Here is a 26,164-nt window from a genome sequence, read left to right as displayed (position 1 = left end):
GAATTGTAGTAAAACCTTTCTATGATTCTGTACCACAGCTTTTGGTTAATCTTCCCAAAGTTGAAGAAAGCACTCATTTGGTTGCCCAGTACCATGAAAGTCTGGAAGATGATGTTTTTGCATTTCTTTTAAATCAGAATGTTGAAAATTTAGAAGGAAAAACCATTTTCGTTAATAATAAAGATCTTGCAGAACATATCAGCCCAAAGGATGAAGATCAATACTTTTCGCTGATTGATGTATTCAATGAAAAAGATGGAATAATTAATGATCAGCTGGCCAGGGAGCTATTAGCTAAAGATTTCAGAAGAAATATTTGTATAGATATTTCTCTTCATCAAAATGCAGGAGCTGCAATTTATCAGCAACTTGGAATAGCATTAGCAAAAACGAAAGAACTTATTGAAGTTTTTGGAGCTGAAATCTTAGATAAATTGATTTTTAAAATTGCCGTAGGAGGAAATTATTTTTTTGAAATGGCAAAGATAAGAGCATTTAAACTCATCTTTAACCAGCTTTCAAAAGAATATAACCTTAACGAAATCCCTTATATTTTTGTTGAAACTTCATTAAGAAATAAAGCAGTTTCGGATAGTGAAAATAATCTTATCCGTTCCACATTGGAGCTTGCCGCAGCAATGATTGGTGGTGCTGATGCGGTTTATAGCAATAATTATCTTGTAAGCAGAAGTACGGATAATTCAGAGGAAATTTCTTTCAAGCAACAGATCGTGTTGGCTTACGAAAGTATCATTAATGTTTTTGAAGATGCTGCCAATGGGAGTTATTATGTTGAAGATCTCACACGACAAATTGCAGAAAAATCCTGGGATCTGTTTTTGGAAATAGAAGACGGGGGTGGCTATCTGGAATTAATCAGACAGGGAGTTATTCAGAAAAAAATCTATCAGCACGCTATTGAAGAGCAGAAGTGGGTGGAAGAAGGAAAGATCAAATTAATAGGAGTGAATCTTTATCCAAAATTGGAAGCTAAAAGATCAATTGATGAATTGTATTCTGAAAAAGAGATAAAGCCTGTACGTTGGGCGGAAATGTTTGAATTATGATCGATAAGCTAGTTGATTTATTTGAATATACGCATCATTATAATCAGAAAATAATTAAGCTGGTTAAAGATCATACGCCGAAAATAGATGAAAGAACTATTGCATTAATCAATCATACGATTAATGCTCAACAAATCTGGAATGCAAGGATATTGGGAAAAGAAACTTTCGAAGTCTGGCAGGTCAATCCACTTGAAGATCTGGAAGAGATCAATCACCAGAATTTTTTAACAAGTATTCAGATTGTTCAGAATTTTAATCTTGATAACCGAATAGGATATCAGAACTCAAAGGGGACAAAATTTGAAAATAGTGTCTTTGAAATGCTTTTCCATGCAATCAATCATTCTACTTATCACAGAGGGCAGATTAATTCTCTATTAAAACAAAACGGTATTGAGCCGTTATTAACAGACTATATCTTTTATAAAAGGTAATTTTATATTATTTAGAGCTGTAGTGTTCTTCTCTATCGATCTACTTGAAATTAACAGGCTTAAAACTCTAAATTTTAGTTGGTTTCAATATTGATTGCATTGCTAAAAGGATATTTAGAAAAATAAATTGAAATTTAAAATATTAAGAAATTAAACATAAACATCTTTGTAGATCAGGGAAATCTGTGGTTGAAATATTAAAAAAAGAGGTTCAAAATTTTATAAATGCAAATCTGACTACAGATTTACATTCATTATTATTGAAAAAATCGCCATTTGATGAAGTCAGCATGCAGGAAATCGTTCATCAAATAAAGGGAAGACAAGTTGCTTTAAAGAAATTTCCTTTTTTATTACGTGATGAAATTATATTTCCTCCTCAGCTCAATATGGAACAATCGTCTTCTGAAAAAACAGCGATTTATAAATCAACTTTGATAAGTGGGAAAAAATTCATTGACCTTACCAGTGGCTTTGGAATTGATGCCTACTATCTGTCACAAAATTTTGATGATATAGTCTTAGTAGAACAAAATACTGAACTTTTAAAAATAGTTGAACATAACTGGTCGGTTTTAAGTAAAAAAGCCAAATTTATTAATCTAAGGCTTGAAAATTTTCTTGAGCAGAATAAAGAAGTTTTTGATGTTACGTATTTGGATCCGGCCAGAAGAGATGGTAGTAAAAATAAAGTTTTTCTTTTAGAAGATCTCTCACCCAATATTCTTGAAATCCAGGATCATTTACTATCCATTTCAAATAAGGTAGTAGTAAAACTATCGCCACTGATTGATTTAAAATATCTTCTCTCTGTATTAAAGAATATTTCAAGAATTGATATTATCGCATTAAAAAATGAGGTAAAAGAAGTCGTCGTATTTCTAACACATGATGAGCCTGAAAAAGTCATGTGCCATTGTATCAACTTAGAAAGTGGAGAGTCGGACTTTGTATTTCAATTGGGTAATGAAGAATTTGTTCATTCAGAATATTCCGAACCAGAGCGTTTTATATATTTGCCAAATAACTCCATTTTAAAAGCAGGTGCGTTTAATCTTATATCTGAAAAATTTTCCCTAAAAAAAACTTCATCCCAACACTCATATCTATACTTCAACAGAGAAAATTGAAGGCTTTCCGGGAAGAGTTATGGAAATGGAAGTTATTGGAAATAAGCAGATTAAAAAGAAGGAGCAATTTAATATCATTTCAAAGAATTATCCTTTGAAACCAGATGAAATCAAAAAGAAATACAACCTGAAGGATGGTGGAGAAAGATATCTTATTTTTACACAATCCAAAAAAGGTAAAATTATTTTAAAATCAGTGTAAAAATGTTGTCAAAAGGAGCAGGATTTCTTAATTTTGGGCAATCTAAAATTTAAGCATGAAATCGCGGCTGTTGGGATAATTTAGAATAGACTAAAATAGAGCGATTCCATATGACCTTTTAAAAAAATAAATCTTACATATGAAAAAATTAATTATATGTTTAGCCATTGCAAGTGTAGCAGTAAGCTGTAAAAAAATACAAGCTGGAGGAAATAAGAATACTTTAAAGCTAGAAGAGGGAGCAGAAAGATATTCAGATGATGTGCAAAAAGGTGGAGAAACTCATGGTCATGATGCTACAGCTGAACATAAAGAAGCTGCTGTTGCTGAAAAACATGGAACAGAAGCTCCAAAAACAGACAGTACTGCTGCAGCAAAACCCGTAGAAGCTGAAAAAGCTAAAGCTGAACACTAATTATTATTAGAAAATATAAAAATGTCTTGCCAGGTTGCAGGACATTTTTTGTTTTTGGTGTGTAGTATTTGGCCGATTCTAAATAAATAATTGGCTAAAGGAAAATTCTTTGTTTTTGCTTGCTGCTGCAGACCATTTTCTTTAATTTTAACAAAACAAATTTTTACAATGCAAGAGACATTAAATTACATCAACGAAAACAAACAGCGTTTCGTGGATGAATTATTTGAGTTATTGAGAATTCCTTCTATTTCTGCAGATCCTGCGTATAAAGATGACGTATTGAAATGTGCAGAAGTATGTGCAACACATCTAAAAAATGCGGGAGCCGATAATGTGGAAGTATGCCAAACAGCTGGTTACCCAATTGTTTTTGGAGAAAAGATCTTAGATAAAAATCTTCCTACTGTTCTGGTATATGGTCATTATGATGTTCAGCCTGCTGATCCTTTAGAATTATGGAAGAAACCTCCTTTTGAACCATATATAGAAAAGACAGAGCTTCACCCGGATGGGGCTATTTTTGCCAGAGGTTCTGCAGATGATAAAGGACAGTTTTTTATGCATCTAAAGGCATTTGAAGCGATGATGAAAACCAATACTCTTCCTTGTAATGTTAAGTTTATTTTAGAAGGAGAAGAAGAAGTAGGATCCGTAAGTCTTGGTGATTTTGTTAATGAAAATAAAGAAAAACTGTCTTGTGATTGCATTCTGATTTCTGATACTCATATTTACAGCAATGAGCAGCCAACTGTTACAACGGGTTTAAGAGGTTTAAGTTATGTAGAGGTAGAAGTAGAGGGGCCAAACAGGGATTTGCACTCCGGATTGTATGGAGGTGCAGTTCCAAATCCAATCCACGTTCTTTCAAGAATGATTGCAAAGTTAATCGATGAAGATGGACATATTACAATTGACGGGTTTTATGATAATGTAGATATTGTTTCAGATCAGGAAAGAGCTGAAATGAATAAATTGAAAGATAATCCTGAGGAGTTTAAAAGAGCTATCGGATTAGGTAACATAGAAGGAGAAAAAGGATACACGACTCTAGAAAGAACATCAATTCGCCCAACATTGGATTGTAATGGAATTTGGGGTGGTTATATCGGAGAGGGAGCAAAAACAGTTATTCCTTCAAAGGCTTTTGCAAAGATTTCTATGCGTTTGGTGCCTTATCAGACTCCGGAAGAAATCACTGAAAAATTCACCAGATATTTCGAAAAAATTGCTCCGGATACAGTAAGGGTAAAAGTAACTCCGCATCATGGAGGGATGCCTTATGTTTTACCGACTGATACCAAGGAATTTGCAGCTGCTAAGCAAGCAATGGAAACGGCATTTGGAAAAGAGGTATTACCTTACAGAGGAGGAGGAAGTATTCCTATTACCTCAATGTTTGAGAAAGTATTAGGTGCAAAGTCTGTATTGATGGGCTTTGGATTGGATTCTGATGCCATTCACTCGCCTAATGAACACTATGGATTGTTTAATTTCTATAAAGGAATCGAAAGTATTCCGCTCTTTTTTGAAAATTATTCAAAATAACAGAACAGTATGAGAAGCTAGGTGCTTGCACATATTGTAGTAAACAAATAAAAGATAGGATACCCCACCAGGTATCCTATCTTTTTTATTTTGACTCAGGTATTTTTACATTAAAATGTTATTTATGGTTTATTTTATTAATAATTAAATTATTTCCTAAAATGCATATTTTTCACTCTTATGTGGATTGTTTTGTTTTATTAATTGCTTGTATAGCTTGTTATTCTTGATTATTTGATTTATTTGTTAAAATTTTTTTAAATCAAAAAAATAAAATATATTTACATTTTAAATTTAAAAATTATATCATGAAGAAAATTTTTACATCTTTAGCAGTTGCGTTAATCGCAAGTGCTGCTTACTCTCAAGTTATTACACAAAATGCAGTTCCTAATACTGTAGCAACTACAGGTTCTGTGGCGTGTGGAAGTCAGGCTAACGGCTATACTGCCGATAATTCTTATTATAGAGTATTTAAACTATCAGACTATGGTATTAATTACAACTATAATATTACCAATATTGCATTTGGAGTACAAACAGCCAATACTACTTTCCCTGTAGAGGTAAACCTTTATACTTTGGCAGGTACGTTTCCAACAGGAACCCCGACACTTTTAGGGACGGCTAATGTAAACGTAGCTCCGGCTAATGTTGGGCAGATGGTTAGTACGGGAGCAACACTATCACAAGTGGTTCCGGCAGGAGGAACATTTGTTGTGGAAATATATCATGATGGATCTACAGCAACTCCACCTCAGTCCTTCTATTTAGGAACTCATCCTGGAGCTCAGACAGGACCGTCTTATTTATCTTCAGAAACTTGTGGTATTGACACACCTATTGCAACAGGAACCGGAGCTTTAGCAGGTTTTGCTTCTGCAAGATGGGTAATGACTATTACAGGACAGAATACTCTAGGTGTTACAGAGGTAATTAATTCAAAAGATTTACAAATCTTCCCAAATCCGGTTAAAGATGTTTTGAAATTCAGATTTGGTAACAGTTTAAAATCTGAAGGAATTGATATTTATGACATGAATGGAAGAGTGATTACTTCAATTTCTAATAATAAAAATGTTAATGAAGTAAACGTATCAAGCTTTACAAAAGGAACTTATATCTTAAAGGTTAAGGCAAGTGATGGAAAAGTATATGTTCAAAAAATCATTAAAGAATAAAACTAATAAACTTTAGTATAAAAAACGCTCCAATCCGGAGCGTTTTTTTATTGCCAAAATATTTCATTGATTAATTTTAATAATACCTAAAACTAGGTAGAAATAATTACCCTTTTCCAAGTATTGGTAATCTTTAAGTATCAAAATAGTTTTGTAACATAAAATTGGTTAGGCTTAGGATAAGGAATGATAAAAAATCAATCAATGAGGTACTGAAAGTATACTCGAATAGAGCTTTGGTTTTTATTAGACGATTGATTTTAAATGTTTTATTTTTTTTCATAAGCAACCTTTTTTAGAGTTTAGTTGTCTTATCAATAGAAGTAAATTCTTTGGTAATGAAGTTTGTACTAAAAATTAATGTTATAATAATATGTTTAACTAAAAAAGTATGTTATGAAAAAAGTTTTATCAATTAGCGCGTTTTTGTTTGGTTTGTTTCAAACATTCAATGCTCAATCTTTACAAAGTGATAATTTTAATTCCTATGTCATAGGAAATGTGGGGGTAAGTGTTACCCCAGGCTCCCCGGGTGTTCCAGCCACAGGGCAAGGTGGCTTTCGTACAGATTTTGCTGGGGGAGCTAATACAGACGCACAGATTGTAAATATTGATGCTTCTCATGGCAAATCTTTACAGCTAACCGGAAGTGCGAATGCAACTGATCAAAAGTATATGTGGAAGGATGGATTACCAGCCGCATGGGCTGCAAGAACCTCAGGAAATGATATCCTGTCATTGGAATTTAACTTATATACAGGAAGCGTCACAGGGGGTGTAGCTAGAGGAACTGTGATGGTTTACGACCAAACAACGCATAAAACATTGCTTGGAGCCGGATATGAATACGCTACACAAAGAGTTGTAGGCATAGCATATTATACCAATACTACGACAAATGTAACGGGTAATATTCTTTTTTATCTGGAGCCTAATACATATACCTATCCAGCAAATACGTGGATTACATTAAAATGTACATTTAATAAAACTACAGGGGTGGTAACATGGTTAAGTCCGGGCGGTATTGTTTCTAGTCCTCCGGCTACCTACATTCCTGCCGCCCCCGGAGTAGATCCTTTTGAAATGGATTTCGTTTCTGTTGTTGGAGCGGGAAATACGGTTGCTCATATCACTTCTTTTGATAATTATACACTTTCAGCTACAAATAATGGAGTATTAGGAACAAAAGAAGCTTCCGTGTTGGACGATAGTGTTTTGGTTTATCCAAATCCTGCAACTGATTTTGTTGCTATACAATCCAAGTCAACTGTAACTAAAATTGAAATTTTTAATGCTGCCGGAAGAAATATGCATGCGCAATTTGATGGAGATAAAATTGATGTAAGGCATCTCGGTTCAGGTGCTTATATCATCAGTATTGAGACCATAGATGGGAAGATATCTAAAAAATTATTAAAAAATAAATAACTGATTAATCTTAGCAAGAATTAACGCTTCAATTGAAGCGTTTTTTTTTTATTTTAGGGAATTAAAGTGAAATGTATGATCGAAAATAAAGTAGCCTATATAACAGGAGGAACCAAGGGGATAGGTTTTGGAATTGCCAGGATTTTATTGGAAAACGGAGTATCAGTTGCCTTTTCAGGACGTAAAAGAGAAGATGTAATGAAAGCAGAAAAAGAATTGCAGTCATATTCCGGACAGGTTTTAGGGATTGTTTCAGATGTGAGAAGTCTTGAAAGTGAAGAGGAAGCTATAAAATACACTGTACAGAAGTTTGGAAAAGTAGATTTTGTAATTGCGAATGCAGGACTAGGGATATTTAAGCCCGTAGATGAACTTACTGTGGAAGAATGGAATACTATGATAAAAACGAACTTAACCGGCCCTTTTTATACGTTAAAAGCTTCAGTTGAGGAATTAAAGAAGACGGAAGGATATTATATTACAATTTCAAGTCTGGCAGGAGCTAATTTTTTTGAAAACGGAACTGGTTATAATGCCTCAAAATTTGGGGTTGTTGGCTTTACACAGGCCGCAATGATAGATCTAAGAAAATATAATATTAAAACAACAGTCATTATGCCGGGATCTGTAGCGACGAATTTCAACGGGAATGTTGTTTCAGAAAAAGATGCATGGAAAATTCAGCCTGAAGATATGGGAAATCTGGTGTTGGATATTTTAAAAATGAATCCACGGGTTTTACCTAGTAAGATAGAGTTCAGGGCGACTAAACCGGCAAAATAAATACATTTAATGTATTGAATAATAAAATCATAAGTATTATGCATGCATAATATATTTTTTATTTATATTTACAGAAATTAATCAAACAAAATCTCTGCATAACAACACCAGGCTTTTATGCAATAAAGAGAAAAATAAAATAGTACACATGAAAATATTAGTTTGTATTAGTAGTGTTCCGGATACTACTTCCAAAATTAACTTTACAGCAGATAAGTCTGCTTTCGACAAAAACGGAATTCAGTGGGTAATCAATCCATTAGATGAATTTGCGTTGACAAAGGCAGTTAAACTTCAGGAGTCCCAAGGAGCTACAGTGACGGTTATTAATGTAGGAGATGCTGCAACGGAACCGGTTATCAGAAAGGCATTGGCAATTGGTGCAAATGATGCAGTTAGAGTAAATCTTGATCCAAAAGATAGTTATTCAACAGCTAAAGAAATTGCTGCTGTTGCTCAAAATGGAGGTTACGATCTTATCCTTTGTGGAAAAGAGTCTATTGATTATAATGGAGGTTCTGTTCCCGGAATGGTAGCACAGTTGCTAAATCAGCCGTTTGTGAATGCATCTGTTGGTTTGGATGTTAATGGAAGCGAAGCTACTGCAGTAAGAGAGATTGAAGGAGGTAAAGAAACGATTTCTGTAAAACTTCCTGCTGTGATTGCCGGACAGAAAGGTTTGGTGGACGAAAAAGATCTAATTATTCCTAATATGAGAGGGATTATGTCTGCAAGAACAAAACCTTTGCAGGTTGTTGAGCCTACTTCTTCTGAAGTGAAAGTTCAGGGAGTTTCTTATGATAGTGTTCCTCCAAGAGCTGCTGTGAAAATGGTTTCTCCGGACAATCTGGATGAGCTGGTAAGATTACTTCACGAAGAAGCTAAAGTGATCTAAATCTTTTAATTATTAAATTTTTTAATCTTTTAATTCAAAAAAAAATGGCAGTATTCGTATACGCAGAAAATATAAACGGAGTTTACAAAAAAGCAGCTTTTGAAGCAGTTTCGTATGCTAAAGCTATTGCTGATCAGGCGGGAGATACCGTTACAGCAATTTCTGTAAACCCTACAGATTCTTCAGATTTATTATATAAATATGGAGCATCTAATGTCATCAATATTAAAGACGAAGGTCTTAAAAACTTTTCAGCAAAAGCATTTGCTCAGGCAGTGAGTGAGGTGGTGAATGGAAACATAATTGTTTTTCCTCATACTACCGATGCTTCTTCCGTAGCTCCTATGTTAGCTGTAATGAAGAATTTTTCTTTAATTACCAATGTATTGGCAGCTCCTGAAAGTACTTCTCCGTTCCAGGTGAAGAGAAGAGCTTTCTCAGGAAAAGGATTTATGCATGCTAAAGCTGAAGGGACAGGAGTAATTATTACTGTTTCTCAAAATGCTTTCGGAATTAAAGAGAATCCGGTGTCAGGTTCTGAAGAGGTGAAAAACTTATCAGTGGCTAATGAAGATACTAAGGTGGTTTCTCATGAACAAAGCTCAGGGAAATTGGATCTTAAAGAAGCTGAAATTGTAGTTTCAGCGGGAAGAGGTTTAAAAGGTCCTGAAAACTGGGGGATGATTGAAGACCTTGCCAATGTTTTGGGCGCAGCTACAGCTTGTTCCAAGCCTGTTTCCGATATTGGTTGGAGACCTCACACTGAGCACGTAGGGCAAACAGGTAAAGCAATTTCTCCTAACCTTTATATTGCAGTAGGTATTTCCGGTGCTATCCAGCATCTAGCAGGAGTAAACTCTTCTAAAACAATTGTTGTGATCAACAGTGATCCGGAAGCTCCTTTCTTCAAATCAGCAGATTATGGGGTAGTTGGTGATGCATTCCAGATTATTCCGGCATTAACTGAAAAAATTAAAGCAATCAAAGGATAAAATTTAGTTTTATACTATATAAAAAATGAAAGTTCGGGTTTTTCCGAGCTTTTATTTTTGTCCAAAAAGTAAAACCTACATTCAAAAATTACTTTATCTTTGTAGCTATGGATTATAAACAGCTAATTATTCGAGGAATATCGTACAGCCAGACCCAATCAGGGGCGTACGCTTTGTTATTGGAACATGAAGAAACACACATAAAGTTACCTGTTGTTATAGGAAATTTCGAGGCACAATCCATTTCTCTTGGTCTGGAGAAAGATATTCATCCACCACGTCCTCTTACCCATGATTTATTTACAAAATTTATAGTTTCGGCAAATTATGAATTGGTGTCCGTGATTATTTATCAGATTGTAGATGGAGTTTTCTTTTCCAACATAAACTTCAAAAATAAAATAACGGAAGAAGAACTGATTTTAGATGCCAGAACTTCTGACGCCGTTGCTATGGCAGTACGCTTTGACGCGCCTATTTTTACCACTCAACAAGTCTTAAATGAAGCAGGAATTCTTTTGGAATTGGAAGATGTTTCCAAGGAGGAACAGTCATTTTCTGAAACAGTTCAGACAGAAGATAATTTAAGATCTCTCTCTATGGAGGAATTACAGAAATTATTGGAAGATGCTGTAAAGGAAGAAGACTTTGACACCGCTTTGGAGATTCAGGAAGAAATCAAAAGGAGGAAAAAGAAAATTGACTAAAGAGATACTTACAATTAAACTATGAATTTAAAATTACGACTTACCATCCTCAGCTTTCTGCAGTTTTTTGTTTGGGGTGCATGGCTGATTACGATGGCTAATTTTTGGTTCGGTACAAAACATTGGGATGGAACTCAGTTTGGAGCTGTTTTTGGAACAATGGGGATAGCTTCTATCTTTATGCCTACCATAACCGGAATTATAGCAGACCGTTGGGTAAATGCAGAGCGGATTTTTTCGGTTTTACAGATTCTTTACGGCATTGTCTTATTTATCTTGCCACATACAGGCGATCCTAATTCATTCTTTTATGTCATGCTGGCTGCTATGTGTTTCTACATGCCTACTATTGCTCTTGCCAACTCTATTTCATATACGATACTGAAAAATAGTAATCTAGATGTTGTAAAAGACTTTCCACCTATACGGGTTTGGGGGACAATAGGATTTATTGTAGCCATGTGGATAACAAATCTTACAGGAAACAAAGCAACCGAAGGACAATTTTATATCGGAGGCGTTGTTGCAATTTTATTAGGAATTTATGCATTAACTTTACCTAAATGCCCACCTCAAAAACTGATTGATAAAAATGCTCCGTTATCAGAGCAATTAGGACTGAATGCCTTTAAACTTTTTGCTAATTATAAAACAGCATTATTCTTTTTATTTTCCATGCTTTTAGGAGCTGCCTTACAGCTTACCAATGCGTATGGTGATGTATTTTTGAGTGAATTTGCTCATTTTCCTAAATATGCAGATTCTTTTGTGGTGCAGAGATCAACAATTATTATGTCGATTTCACAGGTTTCGGAAACACTGTTTATCCTTGCAATTCCTTTCTTTTTAAAGAAATTCGGTATAAAGAAAGTAATGTTGATGTCAATGCTTGCCTGGGTTTTAAGGTTTGGCTTTTTCGCATATGGAATTCCTGAAGGATATGGGCTTGCACTGATTATTCTTTCCTGCATTGTTTATGGAATGGCATTCGATTTCTTCAATATTTCAGGTTCCCTTTTCGTAGAGACCACAACCGATAAAAAGATCCGTTCTTCTGCACAGGGTTTATTTATGATGATGACGAATGGTTTTGGAGCTGTTTTTGGAAGCTACATGGCAGGTTGGGCGATTGATAAATTCTTTACACGTGAATTTACTAATGTAAGTGATTTATCTGCTTATCTGGAAACAACTCCCGATAATCCGACATTTTTAGAAATTCTGAAAAATTCTTTTAATGCAGCTGTTAATTCCGATGGAACTTTGTCCTCTATTGTGATGGTAAAAGACTGGCAGAATATCTGGTTATCTTTTGCTGCGTATGCATTAGTTTTGGCTATTCTTTTTGCTCTTTTATTTAAACACAAACACGATCCTAAAGAAGTAGCCCATATCAATCATTAAAAAAATATTAAGCTTATTATCAATACAATACAATGCACTTTAGAAATAAAGTGCATTTTTTTATTTTTTCAGGCAACCTTTTGTATTTTTCCACGTCTATAAGATAGAAACTAAAACATGAAGAATTTAGAAGAAAACTTTACACTTGCTATAAAACAGGATCGGAGGGCTCAAAAAGCTCTTTATGATGCTTTTTCAAGTAAAATGTTGGCTGTTGCGAATTCTTATACCAATAATATCCATGATGCTGAAGATATTCTATTAAATGCATTCCTAAAGTGCTTTACTAAATTGAATGAATGCAGAGATTACAAGAGTTTTCCATTTTGGCTGAGAAAGATCATAATCAATGACTCAATAAATTTTATAAGGAAAACAAAAAACATTTTATATGCAGATGTAGAAATCGCCGATGATTTTTCTGATGACGATTTTGAAGAAGGATTGGAAGAAATTAATCTTGAAGAAATATTTTCTAAAATGCCACCAGGGTATAGGATTATTTTTAATTTATATGTTTTTGAAGAGAAAAAGCACCAGGAAATAGCTGAGATCCTTAATATCTCCGAAGGGACAAGTAAGAGTCAATTAAACAAAGCTAAAAGGTGGCTGGTTGAATTTTTTAAAACTAAAGAAAATGAAAAACAAAATGCTGAATAAATTAAAATCCGGATATGAAGAAATGGAGATAAAGCCATCTCATGATCTTTGGAACAAAATAGAAATAGGTTTGGATGAAGCAGATATTTCAGTTGAAAATCTACCTGTTTCATCGCCTTATAAGTGGTGGAAATATGCAGCAATTATTTTGTTCTTATTTTCTTCAGGAATTCTTGTTTATTTTAATATAGACAGGACAAAAACTGCACATACAATTGCCCATGACAAGTCAAACGAGAAAACTGAGACTTTAGATAATAACCCAGAGTTAGTATTCCGGAATGAGCATCTGGATCATTCTGCTATATCTTCTGATATTGTTGATCGTAGTATTGCAACAAATGGTAAAGAGAAGGAAAGAGTAGATAGTATCACATCCAATCGTGATCATAATAGGGCTATTACAAAGGATATTAAAGTGTCAAATTATGAAGCAGATCACGATCTTCATCCTATTGCATCTGGCGTTCAAATAAAGCCTGTTGATCTTGTAATTCCCGAGGAAGAAAAGATATCTGAAAATAAATTAAGTACGGTTAATCAAAAAAACTGAGAAAAAAAACTGCAAAATATATAGAGGCTTCAGACTTGCTTGTAGGAAGAGAATATGATAAAATACAAGGAAACCTGGAAAAAGGACCATACATAAGAATTGAATTGGATAAATTAAAACCGCACCTTTCAAAAGCTGCTGTAACATTAGGAGTCACTGTCCACACCAAAACAGATTAAAACAATTTCGACTTATAATCACAATATATCATCCAACTCAAATGCAGCTGGACAGCTGGAATAATTAATAAAAATAAGAAAAATGAAAAATAAAGCTCTAATTTCTGCCATCATGATGACTGCTTCTGTAATGGCTTTTTCACAGGAAAAATCAGGGAATTATTACGATTCCCGTTCCCGGGAAACTTTGAAAGAAAAAATTAATAATTATACTGCAAAAATCGACAGTATTATTACTTCAGAAAAGACAAAAATGAATGGAGAGCTTGATGCTGTTGATAAAGACTTTAAGGATGGAAAGATTTCTGCTGATGATAAGAAAAAAATGAATAGTGAAATTGCAGTGAAGTATGAAAATAGTATTAATGAAAAGGTTGATGCTGAAAAAGAAAGCTTTGAGGATATAACAAAAGAGAAAGTAAGAAAATCTGTTCTGGGTAAAAGTATTGATGAGAAAAAAACAGATATGAAACGTCTTTTAAATCATGCAGGTGTTCTTATTGGTGGAGGCTTTTTAAATCTTACAGATAAGTCTGCTCCGTTTAATTTTTCTAACGATTCTGAAGAACTTCGTTCAGGAAAGTCAGGGTCTCTTTCTTATCAGTTTAGATTTGAAGTACAGGCAGGAAGTAATGCCAGCCCCGTATTGCTGAATTTTGGAGTTGGGTTGAGATCGGATATCTATAATGTGAAGAAATCAATGGTTTTTGCACAAGCTGATGGAAAACTCTTTCAAAGACCTTTTACGATGGGTAATCTGAAATCTTCACAATTAAAAGCAGAATATATTGAAATTCCTCTTGAAATGCAGTTTGTATTAAATCCTAAGTACGTAAATTATGGTGGTGAGAAATTTCTGGATAACAGTCAGCCACAGTTGAGGATAGGTCTTGGTGTATATGGAGGCGTAAAAATCGGAAGTAAAATAAAATACAGATACTCCAATGAAGAGTCAAACAGGAATATTTTTAAACAGAGGATAGAAGATGGGATGAATCCTTTCCTTTTTGGAACAAAATTGAGTATAGGCTATCGAGGGATTAGTTTATATGTGAAAAAAGATCTTACTCCTATTTTTAATGATGATGCCCTGATGAAAAACAAAAACGGAATACAAATAGGTTTAGAAATTTTCAATTTAATGTTTTGATTTTTAATAGGATATCATGGTATTGAACACGCTTTTATAAGTGTGTTTTTTTTTTGTATTTTGGCATTTTAAGAATTATGAAAAATATTCAGTTAATAGGATCATTATTAGTAATCGCAGGAAGCTTTTTACCGCTGGTTCATGTTCCTGTTATTGGAAACTGGAATTACTGGAAGCTGGATCTCTCACTGGCAATAATTTGCTGGATTTTGGGTGTTTGTGCTCTTTTTGGAGTGGTCAATAATCGTTTTAAAATGGGGCAAATTCTAGGCTTTTTACTTATCCTTTTGTTTATATTTACCTTGGTTGCCATTAAAATGCAATCTTTGAATTATTTCAGTTTTCTTCCTTTTGCATCATGGAGAGAGACATTTGCGGGTGTGGTTAAGCTAAAATGGGGATGGATTATAGAGTTTTTAGGAGCTTTTTTATTATTAATTAAAAAAAACACAACAAAAATATGAAACATCTCAACATTTTATTCATTTTGCTTTTTGTCTTAAGTTTTTCACAGGTAAGAGCCCAGCAAAATATTTTTCTGACTTCAGATCAACCTGCAAAATGTCAGAATATCAAAACAGGAAAATTCTTACGTGTGGATATGCCTATTGACGAATGGGTAATGACTGTACAAGACAATATTCAAACAGAATATTATAACAAAGGTAAAGACTATATAAAATCACGATTAGATTTCGTAGATGATTGTAATTATAAAGTTACGCTGATAGCCAAATCTGAAGAAAGCTACCCTATGAAGCTGGGAGAAGTGATGGTAAACAGGGTTGTAGAAACTGATCGTAATTTTATTAAAATTACTTCAGAATATAATAATAAAACGACAGAATTTATAATTAGTAAAGTCGAAGATATGAACTAATTACTATCAAATAAAATGAAGCCGTAAGGTTACATATATCAATAAAAAAAATAAATCATACACATGAAAGAAGTATTCATCGTTTCCGCAGTAAGAACACCAATGGGGAGTTTTATGGGAAGTTTATCAACTGTTCCTGCTACAAAGCTGGGAACTGTTGCCGTAAAAGGAGCATTAGACAAAATTGGTCTTGATCCGAAATTGGTTCAGGAAATTTACATGGGGAACGTATTACAGGCAGGAGAAGGGCAGGCACCTGCCCGTCAGGTGGCATTAGGAGCAGGACTTTCTATCGAAACTCCGTCCACAACAGTAAATAAAGTTTGTGCTTCAGGAATGAAAGCCGTAACAATGGCGGCACAAGCTATTAAAGCAGGTGATGTAGATATAATCGTTGCCGGAGGAATGGAAAATATGTCTTCAGTACCTCATTATTATAACGCAAGAATAGCAACCAAGTTAGGCGATGTTAAAATGCAGGATGGAATGGTTTTAGACGGTCTGACAGATGTTTACAATAAAGTTCACATGGGTGTTTGCGCAGAAAAATGCGCAACAGATTATTCTATCTCCAGAGAGGAGCAGGACCAGTTTGCTATCGAATCTTATAAAAGATCAGCTAAAGCATGGAGTGAAGGTAAATTCAACGATGAGGTTGTATCTGTTGAGATTCCTCAAAGAAAAGGAGAACCTGTAATTTTTGCTGAAGATGAAGAGTATAAAGCTGTTAATTTTGACAGATTGCCAACACTTCCAACAGTATTTAAAAAAGAAGCAGGAACTGTAACTGCAGCTAATGCCTCAACTTTAAATGACGGTGCTTCAGCTTTGATTCTTGTGTCTAAAGAAAAAATGGAAGAATTAGGCCTTAAGCCTTTAGCGAAGATCGTTTCTTACGCTGATGCAGCTCAGGAGCCTGAAAACTTTACAACAGCACCTGCTAAAGCTTTACCTATTGCTCTTAAAAAAGCAGGGTTAGAACTTACAGATATTGATTTCTTTGAATTTAATGAAGCATTTTCAGTAGTTGGTTTGGCTAATAATAAGATCTTAGGATTAGATGCCGCCAAAGTAAATGTAAATGGAGGGGCTGTCGCTTTAGGACATCCACTGGGAAGCTCTGGTTCAAGGATTATTGTTACTCTGATTAACGTTTTAAAACAAAACAATGCTAAATATGGGGCTGCTGCTATCTGTAATGGTGGTGGAGGTGCTTCAGCTATTGTTATTGAAAATATCTAGTATTCAAATTCTTTTTGAATATTTGAATTGGAGCTTTAAAGGCTCCAATTTTTGTTTTAAAACCTGTAATTATTATTCAAGACCTCTACATATCAATAGTATTTAAAGAATTGATAATATATCAGGATATTCTAATTAATAAAAAAAAACTGCTGAATATTCAGCGGTTTTTCTATTTTTGTGCATCTAATATATTTGAAATGTCCGAAACAGAGAATCAACGACCAAAAAATATTAAGAATAATCCAAAGATAATGAAGGCTTGGGCAGTGTACGACTGGGCCAATTCTGTTTATTCTTTGGTTATTACTTCTACCATCTTTCCTATTTATTATTCTATTCTTACTACCGCCTATGAAAAGAAGGAGTATGTAACTGAGACAAAACAATGGATTGATGTCCCTGTAAGGCATTTAATAAAGATTTTTGGAAAAGAATATCAACCTGATGCAGTGTATGGATATTCACTTACCATATCGTTCTTTATCGTAGTATTATTATCTCCATTTTTATCTTCTTTGGCAGATACGATCGGAAATAAAAAATCATTTTTGCAATTCTTCTGTTATCTTGGAGCCACTTCATGTATGGGATTGGCTATGTTTACAGGAATGCATAATGTATTTTTAGGATTACTTTTCAGTATTACTGCAAGTGTAGGATTTTGGGGAAGTCTGGTATTCTATAATTCATTTTTACCCGATATCGCAACTCCGGATAAGCAGGATGCTCTTTCAGCAAAAGGTTATGTCTACGGTTATATTGGTTCTGTAGTTTTAGTTGTTATTTGTTTAGTTCTGATTCAGGTTTTCGCTAAAGGTGCTGCCCAACAACTTTTATTTACAAGAATAAGTTTCTTATTAACGGGAGCATGGTGGTTTGGTTTTTCCCAATATACTTTTAAACATTTGCCACAATTTGGAAATGTAAAAGATAACCTGCCAAAGGATCTGGTTTTATTAAATTATAAGAATATATTCAAAAAGCACGCAGAACAAGGAGGCTTTTTTGAGGTACTTAAAGATAATATGAGCTTTTATAAAGATATTGCCAAAGAAAGCTTTCATGAACTTTTTAAGGTAGGAAATGAGCTTTTTAAAGATAAAAATCTGAAATTTTTCCTTTCGAGTTTCTTTTTTTATAGTGTGGGAATGCAAACCATTTTCCTCATGGCTACGCTATTTGGTAAAAGTGAAATTAATCTCGCACAGGATAAGCTTATAGGGACTCTTCTGGTAATCCAGATCGAGGCAATTATAGGAGCTATAATTTTCTCCAGATTATCAAAGAGAATAGGAAATAAAAATGTAATTTCTATCGCTATTGTGTTATGGATTGTAGCCTGTCTATGGGCCTATTTCTTAAATAAAGAAAATCCAAATGTTGAATATCAATTTTATGGAGTTGCAGCAGTTGTAGGTTTAGTGATGGGCGGGCTTCAGGCCATGTCCAGATCAACATATTCAAAACTGTTACCTGAAGATTCAATGGAAAATACAACCTATTTTAGTTTTTATGATGTATTGGAAAAAATAGCCATTATTATTGGAACATTTATTTTCGCAACATTGATTGAGCATTTTAATAATATGCGTATTGCTGCCCTTTCAATGACTTTATTCTTTGGGGTTGGTCTTATATTGATTAGATTTCTGAAGGTCAAAATGCTGAAAGATCGTGATACATTGTAGAAGACATAAATAAAAAGACGCTTATAAGCGTCTTTTTATTTAAAAAGGTCTAAAAAATGATAGAAGCATATTGTTAATTAATTAGCCTTTTTGTTATATTGTACTTATCATTTTAATAATTTTCATGACGATTAATCACTAGGTGTAGATTTTTTTTTGTTTATTTGTATAAAAATTAATAATGATAAAGAAAATTCTACTTTTTAGCATTTCGTTATGCTTTGTCTTAAATTTTGCTCAGAATTTAAGGCCTGTCTCGCAGAAAATATCAGAATATCATAAACAAGGTAAACACTTTGAGAAATATGATCTTTTCAATACTAATAGAACTTCACCTAAAATGGAGGAATATAAAAGGGCAGCCACAGATATTACTGCAATGACTATTCATTCTGTAAATCTAAAAAAGTTGGTCAGAGACAAGCCTGAATCTATTGAAATTTCATTCCCTTTCGAAGGAGATAAAAAGCTTACCGTAGAGCTTTACAAGCATCAGATTTTTACAGATAATTTTAAAGTAACCACCAATAAAGGGGAAATTGTGCCATATAACCCTGGGGCGTATTACAGAGGTATCATTAAGGGAGATAATTCTTCGATCGTTGCTTTTAGCTTCTTTGAAGATGATGTAGTTGGAGTAGCTTCATCATCTGAATTAGGAAATGTTATTGTCGGAAAAATAAAGAATTCGGAAGATTTTGTAAGCTATTCTGAGTCAAAACTTACAGGCACGAATCCTTTTGTTTGTGGAGTAGACGAGTTAAAAGAAAATCAGGTTCAAAAGACAGCATTTGATCCTGCTACTGTTAATAAAGCTGTTACTGAAAACTGTGTCCGGATTTATTATGAAGTTTGTTTTGCTCCTTATCAAAATAACGGCTCCAATACAACAACGGTAACGAATTGGCTTACGGCTGTTCATAACAATATCGCAACACTTTATAATAATGATGATATAAAAGTAGCCCTTAATGAAATTTTTATCTGGACTACTGCGGATCCTTATACAGGAACTCCTGGTGCTAATCTTAGCAGCTTCAGAACAAACAGGCCTACTTTTAATGGAGATCTTGCTCATTTAGTAAATGCTCCGGCTACAACGAGTATTGCCTATCTCAATTCACTTTGCACGGGAAACAAATATGCATATTCGGGAATCTCTCAGACCTATTCCAATGTTCCTGTTTATTCATGGACTATCCAAGCAATGACTCATGAAATGGGGCATAGTTTAGGTTCTCCCCATACCCATGCTTGTGCATGGAATGGTAATGGAACAGCAATAGACGGATGTGGTGCACAAGCTGGGTATAGTGAAGGCTGTACAGGCCCGATTCCGGCCACCACGGTAAAGGGTACGATCATGAGCTATTGTCACCTGGTTTCAGGAGTGGGAATAAGTTTTAGTAATGGATTTGGTCCTCAGCCTGCAGCACTAATCAGGAGTACCGTAGATTCCAAACCTTGTCTGGGAACCAACTGTACAACACCTTGTGCGCTTAGCATTACGGCTATGAATATTTCTAATGTTACCACAAATACAGCAAATGCTACGATTACGGATGGAACTTCTACTTCATGGAAGTATAAATTGACAACAATGGACGGGACAGTTGTAACATCAGGAAATACAACCACTCAAAATATTAGTTTAGCGAACCTTCAACCGGCCACTTACTACAGACTTTTTGTAGGATCGGGTTGTTCGGGATCAAATGCTTTTCAAAGATCCCAGTTATTTCTAACAGATGCCAATTGGTGTGGAGGTATATTATTTACGGATACAGGAGGGGTGAATGGTGCTTATGGTAATAATGAAACTATTGTAAAAACTTTTTATCCGAGTTCCGGCTCGGCGCTCAGCATGCTTTTACAGAACTTGAACTGGAAGAAGACTATGATTATATGTATATTTATAATGGTCCTTCAACGACTTCACCTTTGTTTGCTAATGGGACTTTAACTGGGAATACATTGCCGGGAGTATTTACTTCTACTCATGCTACAGGTGCTATTACTGTAAGGTTTGTATCGGATCCTGCTGAAACAGGAAGTGGCTGGAAAGCAGGTTTTTCATGTGCTGTTCTAGGTATTGAAGATGTAAGTACAAAAGACAATACCGTGAATATTTATCCTAACCCAGCAAAGAATATGATTGTCATTTCAGCCAAGGAAAACCTCAGATCCTATAAAATGTACGATGAAGCAGGAAGGTTAGTATTGTCATCCGATTCATTAAAGGGAAATAAATCAGAAGTTAATATTTCATCAATACAAACAGGAAATTATGTAGTTTCTGTAGAAACGGAAAAACAGACGGTAATAAAGAAATTAATAAAACAATAATACCCAATAAAAAGCTGATCAAATCAGGCTTTTTTATTGGGTTGATCAGGTTGGAAGTATGAATAAGGCTTATGGTTACAAATCCATTATTGTTCAAAAAATATTGTAATTCGGCCCGGATTTTGATTATATTCAGCAGAATAATCTTAAATTTGCAAAAAGATTTATTGTCAAGATGACGAACCCTCTATTTTACGCAAAAATAATTCTGTTTGGAGAATATGGGATGATAGAAGATTCCCAGGGGCTTGTGGTACCTTATAGTTTCTATAAAGGAGCTTTAAAATTCTCTGATCTGAATTCTGAATTTGAATTGAAATCAAATCAGCATCTGCAGAAATATTCTGATTTTCTTGCGGATCTTAATCTTTCTGATGACTTCCAACTTAATATAGAAAGTTTTAAAAAAGATATTTCAAATGGACTTTTCTTTGATTCTAATATTCCTCAGGGATATGGGGTAGGAAGTTCAGGGGCTTTAGTAGCTGCTATTTTTGAACGTTATTCTATGAATAAGCTTAACCCGGAGAATATTTCCAAAGAAAATCTTAAAAAACTGAAAGCTGTTTTTGGAGAAATGGAAAGCTATTTTCACGGCAAAAGCTCAGGAATGGATCCTTTAATCTGTTATATGAATCTTCCCATCCTTATCGAAAACAAAGAAAATCTCGATAGGGTTGCTATTCCTGAAGGGGAAGAAGGAAAAGGAGCAATCTTCCTTATAGATTCCGGAATGACCGGAGAAACCGGCCCGATGATTCAGATTTTCTTTGAAAAAATGAAGACAGAAGGTTTCCGTAAAACATTAAAAGAGGAGTTTATCCGTTATAATAATGCCTGTATCGAGGCTTTTCTGAAAAAGGATATGAATCCTTTCTTTAGAAACTTGAAAAAACTTTCACACTGGGCTTATGAACATTTTCGACCAATGATTCCGGAAAGTATTTTCAACATATGGAAGAAAGGTCTGGATTCCAATGCCTATTATCTTAAGCTATGCGGAAGCGGTGGCGGAGGATATATACTTGGATTTACCAAAGACTATGAAAAGGCGGAAAAAATGCTTGATGGTTTTAACAAAGAGGTTATTTACAGATTTTAAACAGATTGGGAATGAATTCTGAAAAAGAAACTTTCCAATCAAAAAACTATATATCTAAATCTTTATTTTATAGATTCTCACAGTTCGTGGGCTTTCTTTTAGGCGCAAGGTTTTTTGTAGCGATCTTGCTTACATTTGCGCTTTATGTATCTACTTTTTTCTTATTTAATCAGGAGGAAAGTCTTCGAAATTTTGTCTTCGATTTTAAGGTTCACGGTATTATTTTCTGTACGGTACTGAGCATTCTAGCGGGAGGAATTATCAACCAATTCTACGATTTTGAAAAGGACCATGTGGTGAAACCTTTTCGTACAAGAATTCAAAGTTTTATTGCCCAGAAATATTTCTTGTACGCATATCTCGCATTAAGTGTTATTTCCCTTGGAGTTGCTTGGTTTATTTCACATAACGTATTTATTTTTTTTTCTGATCTATCAGTTTTTTTATGTGGTTTTACAGCCATAAGTTAAGCCGTGTATTGCTGCTGAATAACCTTACTTTTGTAAGTCTTACATTATATCCTTTCTTTGGGATGATGGTATACTATGAAACTTTTTCCAAAAAGGTTCTTTTAATGGCCATTTTCCTTTTTTTGATCCTTTTATGCATTGATATTGTAAAAGACACACTGACCAAAAGCGTTGATAAAGCGTTTGGATATACTACAATTCCTAATTATTTCGAAAATAAAACAACTAAAATCATTATCGTATCTCTGCTTATTGTAACGATGGTGGTGTCTATGAAGCTAATTATGAGAACCGGAGTTTCAGGTTTTATGGCTTATTACTTTGTCGGCGGGATGTTTATTATGATTTTATGTATTTATTTACTCCTCAACTACTCCCGGAAAAGCAAGTTCATAACATTGAATATATTAAGACTTTGGGTCTTCGTAGGAATTATTGCGATGCTTTTGAACGGGATCGAAAGTAAATTTTAAAAAATATTTTTTAAAAAGACTAAGGTTATTATTACCTTTGCAAAATTAAATTTAATAAAAAGGAATGCCCATTTTTAACGATACTAAAGTTGCATTTGCAGACAAAACAGATGCCCAATTAAGAAAAGCATATTGGATGTTTAAAATGATTGAACAACCGGCTTTAACCAGTGTTGGAACTTCTATTCTTAATTTTACCGTTCATCATAATTTTCCGTTTGTAACCGGAATTGTAAAAAATACTTTATTTGAACAATTCTGTGGTGGCGAAACACGGGAAGAAAGCATGAAAGTGGTAAAGCAATTATTTAAAAGAGGGGTTGGAAGTATTTTCGATTACTCAATTGAGGGAAAAGAAGATGAAGAAACTTTTGATGCAGTATGTAAGGAAATCAAGGATATTGTAAGATTTTCCGTAGGAAATCCGGCAATTCCATTTATTGTTTTTAAGCCTACAGCTTTTGGAAGAATTGATCTGTATGAAGCAGTTGGTAAAAACGCAGAGCTAACGACCAGCCAGAAAGAAGAATGGGAAAGAGTGGTAAGAAGGTTTGATGAGGTTTGTAAGCTTTGTCATGAGAACGATAAGAAAGTAATGGTTGATGCAGAAGAAACATGGATGCAGGATGCTGCAGATCATCTTTGTGAAGAGATGATGGAAAAGTACAACAAAGAAAAACCAATTGTTTGGAATACGATTCAGATGTACAGAACCGGAAGGCTGGAATACATGGAAAGCCATTTGCAAAGAGCCCGAGAAAAGAATTATTTTATCGGATATAAAATAGTGCGTGGGGCTTACATGGAAAAGGAAAGAGCCAGAGCAGAACAAAAGGGATATGCAGATCCTATCCAGCCTAATAAAGAAGCAACTGATAGGAACTATAATGCAGGAATTGATTTTGTAATGAATCATTTAGATAAAGTTTCAGCATTTTTTGGAACCCACAATGAGATCTCTTCCGAGTTGGTTATGGATAAAATGAAAACAAAATCTCTGGAAACGGGTAATCCTCATGTGTATTTTGGGCAACTTTACGGGATGAGTGATAATATTACATTCGCTTTATCAGATAAAGGCTATAATGTGGCTAAATACCTTCCTTATGGTCCAGTAAAAGACGTAGTTCCTTATTTGACCAGACGAGCTCAGGAAAACACTTCTGTGGCCGGGCAGACCGGTAGAGAACTGGGACTGTTAAAGAAAGAATTAGAAAGAAGAAAAAACAGTAAATAATTAATACCAATTATTTAAAAAATAATAAACCTCACCAATAGTGAGTTTTTTTATTCGCATTATTAAGGTGGATTTAGTGGAATAAGACTTTTTGATGAAAATAATTTAATATTACTTATTGCTATCATCACAATAGCAAATTTTACCATAGCACAAACCTACACTAATGGAGGTTTAAGTACCGGAACTACTTCGAAAAGCGGTGTTACTGCACCTGCTGGATACACATGGTCTGAAGTTCAGAATAATACAGGAAATACAACAGAGTCCAATACAAGTTCGGGCTATGGAGGGACTTATAGTTCAACCACAAGTAGCTTTTTTATTGCAGATGATTTTACAATTCCTCCCGGTGCTCAATGGCAAATTAGTACGATAGATTTTTTTGCTTATCAAACCGGATATACAGGAACAACATCTCCTTTTAATACAGTAAGGGTAAATATATTCAGTTCTGATCCTTCTGTGTCAGGTGCGGTAAGTGTTTTTGGGAATGATACAACCAATAGGTACTACAGGGGTAGATTATAATACATATAGAATATTTAATAGCGCAGTACCTACTTCAGCTTCTGTACCGGGGACAACAAGGAAAATTTGGAAAATTACGGCAAGTACACCTGTTACTTTAAACGCTGGCACTTATTGGATAAAATATCAATTACAAAACGCAATTACAGCAAATGCAGGTTTTTTACCTTCTGTTACTATACCAGGAAGCAGAGGGCTTGCCAGCTTTAATGCTAAACAAAATAATGCCATAGCAGGAACATGGATTTCATTAATAGATGATGGCAATCCTACAACAGCACCTGATTATACTGTTGATATGCCCTTTATAATAACATTTACATCAACAACATTGGGAACTAATGAAGTGATGCAATATGATAACAGGATACAGGTTTATCCCAACCCTGTAAAAGATATTTTTAAAATTAGTAATCCCGAAAAGATTAAGATCAGCAGTGTGGAAGTAATTGATATATCAGGAAAGTTAGTGAAAACACTAAAAGGTTCAGAAGAATATAATGTTTCTGAACTTCCTACAGGAAATTATATTTTAAAAATTAAAAGTAATGAGATTACAAAAATGACTAAACTTTTAAAACAATAGGTTTAGTTTTTTCTTAAACTATTTTTAGCCTGATCAATTCTTTGATCAGGCTTTTTTATGGCTCAAAACTTTCGAATTTTCCATTTTCATAAAACAAAACGATTCTTTTTATCTTACTTTGTTGATTTTCAATAACTTGATTAATAATTTTTTCATTTGAATTCTCTAATCGCTGAGAATCGTTTATTTTTTCCTGAGCTTTAACCTTGTACGGTATAGGAGATTCTCGAAGGGGTTGTTTTTGAGGAACAATTTCATCTTCATCAATGCCGAAATCTTCATCATCATTCATCATGGTAAACAGATCAGGGAGGGAAGTAGGCTTTAACTTTTCTTCATCCGGTTCATCCGGTTCGGGAACTGAAGTTTCGGGTAAGGCTGATTTGAGCATTTCACCTTCGCCATTGACTAACCAATCCCAAAGGATCTCAGGGAAATGAGATTTTATTTTTATAATAAATTCCAAAGAAGGTTTGTTCCTTCCGGAAGTGATATGAGAAATGGAAGATCGCTGTACATCGATCTCATCTGCGAATTCAGAAGGAGTAAGTCTTGAATACTCGATAACTTTAGAAATTCTTTCATTTAAACTCATAAAAATAAGCTTTTAATTGTTTTACAAATGTAAATAATAAATTTACAAATGCAAAATACAAATGTAAATAATTATTCACATTCATAATATACAAAAGTAAATAGGTATATTGTTGATAAACAACATATTATATTACTCATAAAATTCTACTATAATTTTTATTCAACAATTTATCCTCATATCTGATTTTAGTGATATATACTTAAAATAAGAAGTCAATAAATTTCCTGTTAATAGGATGCTGTTCAAAAATTAGTATTAATCTTCTGATAAGGCT

At 34.1% G+C, this 26,164-nt stretch carries 26 protein-coding genes and 1 pseudogene; 26 read left to right on the top strand and 1 reads right to left on the bottom strand.

Features of this window, described 5'->3' with window-relative positions:
* Window positions 1–77: 77 nt before the first annotated feature.
* The 26 genes and pseudogenes from ACJ5H0_RS04125 (at window position 78) to ACJ5H0_RS04000 (ending at window position 25,292) form a co-directional block, all read left to right on the top strand.
* Complete coding sequence (locus ACJ5H0_RS04125; RefSeq protein WP_411247461.1) at window positions 78–1,067, top strand: methylmalonyl-CoA mutase family protein; 990 nt, start codon at window positions 78–80, stop codon at window positions 1,065–1,067.
* A complete protein-coding gene (locus ACJ5H0_RS04120; protein ID WP_411247459.1) occupies window positions 1,064–1,504 on the top strand; it encodes a DinB family protein in 441 nt (146 codons plus the stop codon). Before ACJ5H0_RS04125 ends, ACJ5H0_RS04120 begins: the two co-directional genes overlap by 4 nt.
* A 185-nt stretch (window positions 1,505–1,689) precedes the next feature.
* Window positions 1,690–2,836 (top strand): annotated as a pseudogene (locus tag ACJ5H0_RS04115) (THUMP-like domain-containing protein).
* 139 nt (window positions 2,837–2,975) lie between these two features.
* On the top strand, window positions 2,976–3,251 hold the full coding sequence (locus tag ACJ5H0_RS04110; protein ID WP_172278476.1) for a hypothetical protein: 276 nt from the start codon (window positions 2,976–2,978) through the stop codon (window positions 3,249–3,251).
* A gap of 168 nt (window positions 3,252–3,419) precedes the next feature.
* Window positions 3,420–4,799, top strand: coding sequence for a dipeptidase (locus ACJ5H0_RS04105; RefSeq protein WP_411247457.1), 1,380 nt, complete (start codon window positions 3,420–3,422; stop codon window positions 4,797–4,799).
* A gap of 308 nt (window positions 4,800–5,107) precedes the next feature.
* Window positions 5,108–5,980: a T9SS type A sorting domain-containing protein gene (locus ACJ5H0_RS04100; protein ID WP_273648193.1), complete on the top strand. Its 873-nt coding sequence runs from the start codon at window positions 5,108–5,110 to the stop codon at window positions 5,978–5,980.
* Window positions 5,981–6,376: 396 nt separating this feature from the next.
* Window positions 6,377–7,411 carry a T9SS type A sorting domain-containing protein gene (locus tag ACJ5H0_RS04095; RefSeq protein WP_411247456.1) on the top strand — a complete coding sequence of 345 codons (1,035 nt, stop codon included), beginning with the start codon at window positions 6,377–6,379 and terminating at the stop codon, window positions 7,409–7,411.
* 75 nt (window positions 7,412–7,486) lie between these two features.
* The gene (locus ACJ5H0_RS04090; protein ID WP_411247454.1) at window positions 7,487–8,194 is read left to right on the top strand and encodes an SDR family oxidoreductase; all 708 of its coding nucleotides are present in this window, start codon (window positions 7,487–7,489) and stop codon (window positions 8,192–8,194) included.
* A 148-nt stretch (window positions 8,195–8,342) separates the two neighbouring features.
* Complete coding sequence (locus tag ACJ5H0_RS04085; protein WP_065394252.1) at window positions 8,343–9,089, top strand: electron transfer flavoprotein subunit beta/FixA family protein; 747 nt, start codon at window positions 8,343–8,345, stop codon at window positions 9,087–9,089.
* A 44-nt stretch (window positions 9,090–9,133) separates the two neighbouring features.
* Entirely contained in the window at window positions 9,134–10,081 is a 948-nt protein-coding gene (locus ACJ5H0_RS04080) for an electron transfer flavoprotein subunit alpha/FixB family protein (RefSeq protein WP_411247452.1), read from the top strand.
* 107 nt (window positions 10,082–10,188) lie between these two features.
* A complete protein-coding gene (locus tag ACJ5H0_RS04075) occupies window positions 10,189–10,788 on the top strand; it encodes a bifunctional nuclease family protein (RefSeq protein ID WP_172278464.1) in 600 nt (199 codons plus the stop codon).
* 21 nt (window positions 10,789–10,809) lie between these two features.
* The gene (locus ACJ5H0_RS04070) at window positions 10,810–12,192 is read left to right on the top strand and encodes a nucleoside permease (RefSeq protein WP_172278462.1); all 1,383 of its coding nucleotides are present in this window, start codon (window positions 10,810–10,812) and stop codon (window positions 12,190–12,192) included.
* A gap of 117 nt (window positions 12,193–12,309) precedes the next feature.
* Window positions 12,310–12,852: an RNA polymerase sigma factor gene (locus tag ACJ5H0_RS04065; protein ID WP_411247448.1), complete on the top strand. Its 543-nt coding sequence runs from the start codon at window positions 12,310–12,312 to the stop codon at window positions 12,850–12,852.
* On the top strand, window positions 12,830–13,405 hold the full coding sequence (locus ACJ5H0_RS04060) for a hypothetical protein (RefSeq protein ID WP_411247446.1): 576 nt from the start codon (window positions 12,830–12,832) through the stop codon (window positions 13,403–13,405). The genes ACJ5H0_RS04065 and ACJ5H0_RS04060 overlap by 23 nt, the downstream gene beginning before the upstream one ends.
* Window positions 13,406–13,666: 261 nt before the next feature.
* Window positions 13,667–14,734: a hypothetical protein gene (locus tag ACJ5H0_RS04055; RefSeq protein WP_411247445.1), complete on the top strand. Its 1,068-nt coding sequence runs from the start codon at window positions 13,667–13,669 to the stop codon at window positions 14,732–14,734.
* A gap of 77 nt (window positions 14,735–14,811) precedes the next feature.
* Window positions 14,812–15,198, top strand: coding sequence for a hypothetical protein (locus ACJ5H0_RS04050; protein ID WP_411247443.1), 387 nt, complete (start codon window positions 14,812–14,814; stop codon window positions 15,196–15,198).
* The gene (locus ACJ5H0_RS04045) at window positions 15,195–15,614 is read left to right on the top strand and encodes a hypothetical protein (RefSeq protein WP_172278452.1); all 420 of its coding nucleotides are present in this window, start codon (window positions 15,195–15,197) and stop codon (window positions 15,612–15,614) included. The genes ACJ5H0_RS04050 and ACJ5H0_RS04045 overlap by 4 nt, the downstream gene beginning before the upstream one ends.
* Window positions 15,615–15,677: 63 nt before the next feature.
* A complete protein-coding gene (locus ACJ5H0_RS04040) occupies window positions 15,678–16,856 on the top strand; it encodes an acetyl-CoA C-acyltransferase (protein WP_172278450.1) in 1,179 nt (392 codons plus the stop codon).
* 200 nt (window positions 16,857–17,056) lie between these two features.
* On the top strand, window positions 17,057–18,547 hold the full coding sequence (locus ACJ5H0_RS04035; RefSeq protein WP_273648184.1) for an MFS transporter: 1,491 nt from the start codon (window positions 17,057–17,059) through the stop codon (window positions 18,545–18,547).
* Window positions 18,548–18,728: 181 nt separating this feature from the next.
* Window positions 18,729–20,510 (top strand): M12 family metallo-peptidase, encoded by a 1,782-nt coding sequence (locus tag ACJ5H0_RS04030; protein WP_411247440.1) that lies wholly within the window; start codon window positions 18,729–18,731, stop codon window positions 20,508–20,510.
* A complete protein-coding gene (locus ACJ5H0_RS04025) occupies window positions 20,453–20,893 on the top strand; it encodes a CUB domain-containing protein (RefSeq protein WP_411247438.1) in 441 nt (146 codons plus the stop codon). The genes ACJ5H0_RS04030 and ACJ5H0_RS04025 overlap by 58 nt, the downstream gene beginning before the upstream one ends.
* Before the next feature lie 175 nt (window positions 20,894–21,068).
* Complete coding sequence (locus tag ACJ5H0_RS04020; protein WP_273648182.1) at window positions 21,069–21,995, top strand: mevalonate kinase family protein; 927 nt, start codon at window positions 21,069–21,071, stop codon at window positions 21,993–21,995.
* Between the two features lie 11 nt (window positions 21,996–22,006).
* Window positions 22,007–22,465: a UbiA prenyltransferase family protein gene (locus tag ACJ5H0_RS04015; RefSeq protein WP_411247435.1), complete on the top strand. Its 459-nt coding sequence runs from the start codon at window positions 22,007–22,009 to the stop codon at window positions 22,463–22,465.
* A complete protein-coding gene (locus tag ACJ5H0_RS04010; RefSeq protein WP_411247433.1) occupies window positions 22,441–22,938 on the top strand; it encodes a UbiA family prenyltransferase in 498 nt (165 codons plus the stop codon). The genes ACJ5H0_RS04015 and ACJ5H0_RS04010 overlap by 25 nt, the downstream gene beginning before the upstream one ends.
* 64 nt (window positions 22,939–23,002) lie before the next feature.
* Complete coding sequence (locus ACJ5H0_RS04005; RefSeq protein ID WP_172278440.1) at window positions 23,003–24,175, top strand: proline dehydrogenase family protein; 1,173 nt, start codon at window positions 23,003–23,005, stop codon at window positions 24,173–24,175.
* A 493-nt stretch (window positions 24,176–24,668) separates the two neighbouring features.
* Complete coding sequence (locus ACJ5H0_RS04000; RefSeq protein ID WP_411247431.1) at window positions 24,669–25,292, top strand: T9SS type A sorting domain-containing protein; 624 nt, start codon at window positions 24,669–24,671, stop codon at window positions 25,290–25,292.
* A 55-nt stretch (window positions 25,293–25,347) separates the two neighbouring features.
* Here ACJ5H0_RS04000 and ACJ5H0_RS03995 read toward each other — a convergent pair whose 3' ends face one another.
* Window positions 25,348–25,887: a helix-turn-helix transcriptional regulator gene (locus tag ACJ5H0_RS03995; RefSeq protein WP_411247429.1), complete on the bottom strand. Its 540-nt coding sequence runs from the start codon at window positions 25,885–25,887 to the stop codon at window positions 25,348–25,350.
* Between the last annotated feature and the right edge of the window lie 277 nt (window positions 25,888–26,164).

The organism is Chryseobacterium proteolyticum, from assembly GCF_046591535.1.
In the GTDB taxonomy this organism is placed as follows: domain Bacteria; phylum Bacteroidota; class Bacteroidia; order Flavobacteriales; family Weeksellaceae; genus Chryseobacterium; species Chryseobacterium proteolyticum.
Note: the sequence above shows the minus strand (reverse complement) of the source record. Positions and strands in the feature narration are given on the sequence as shown.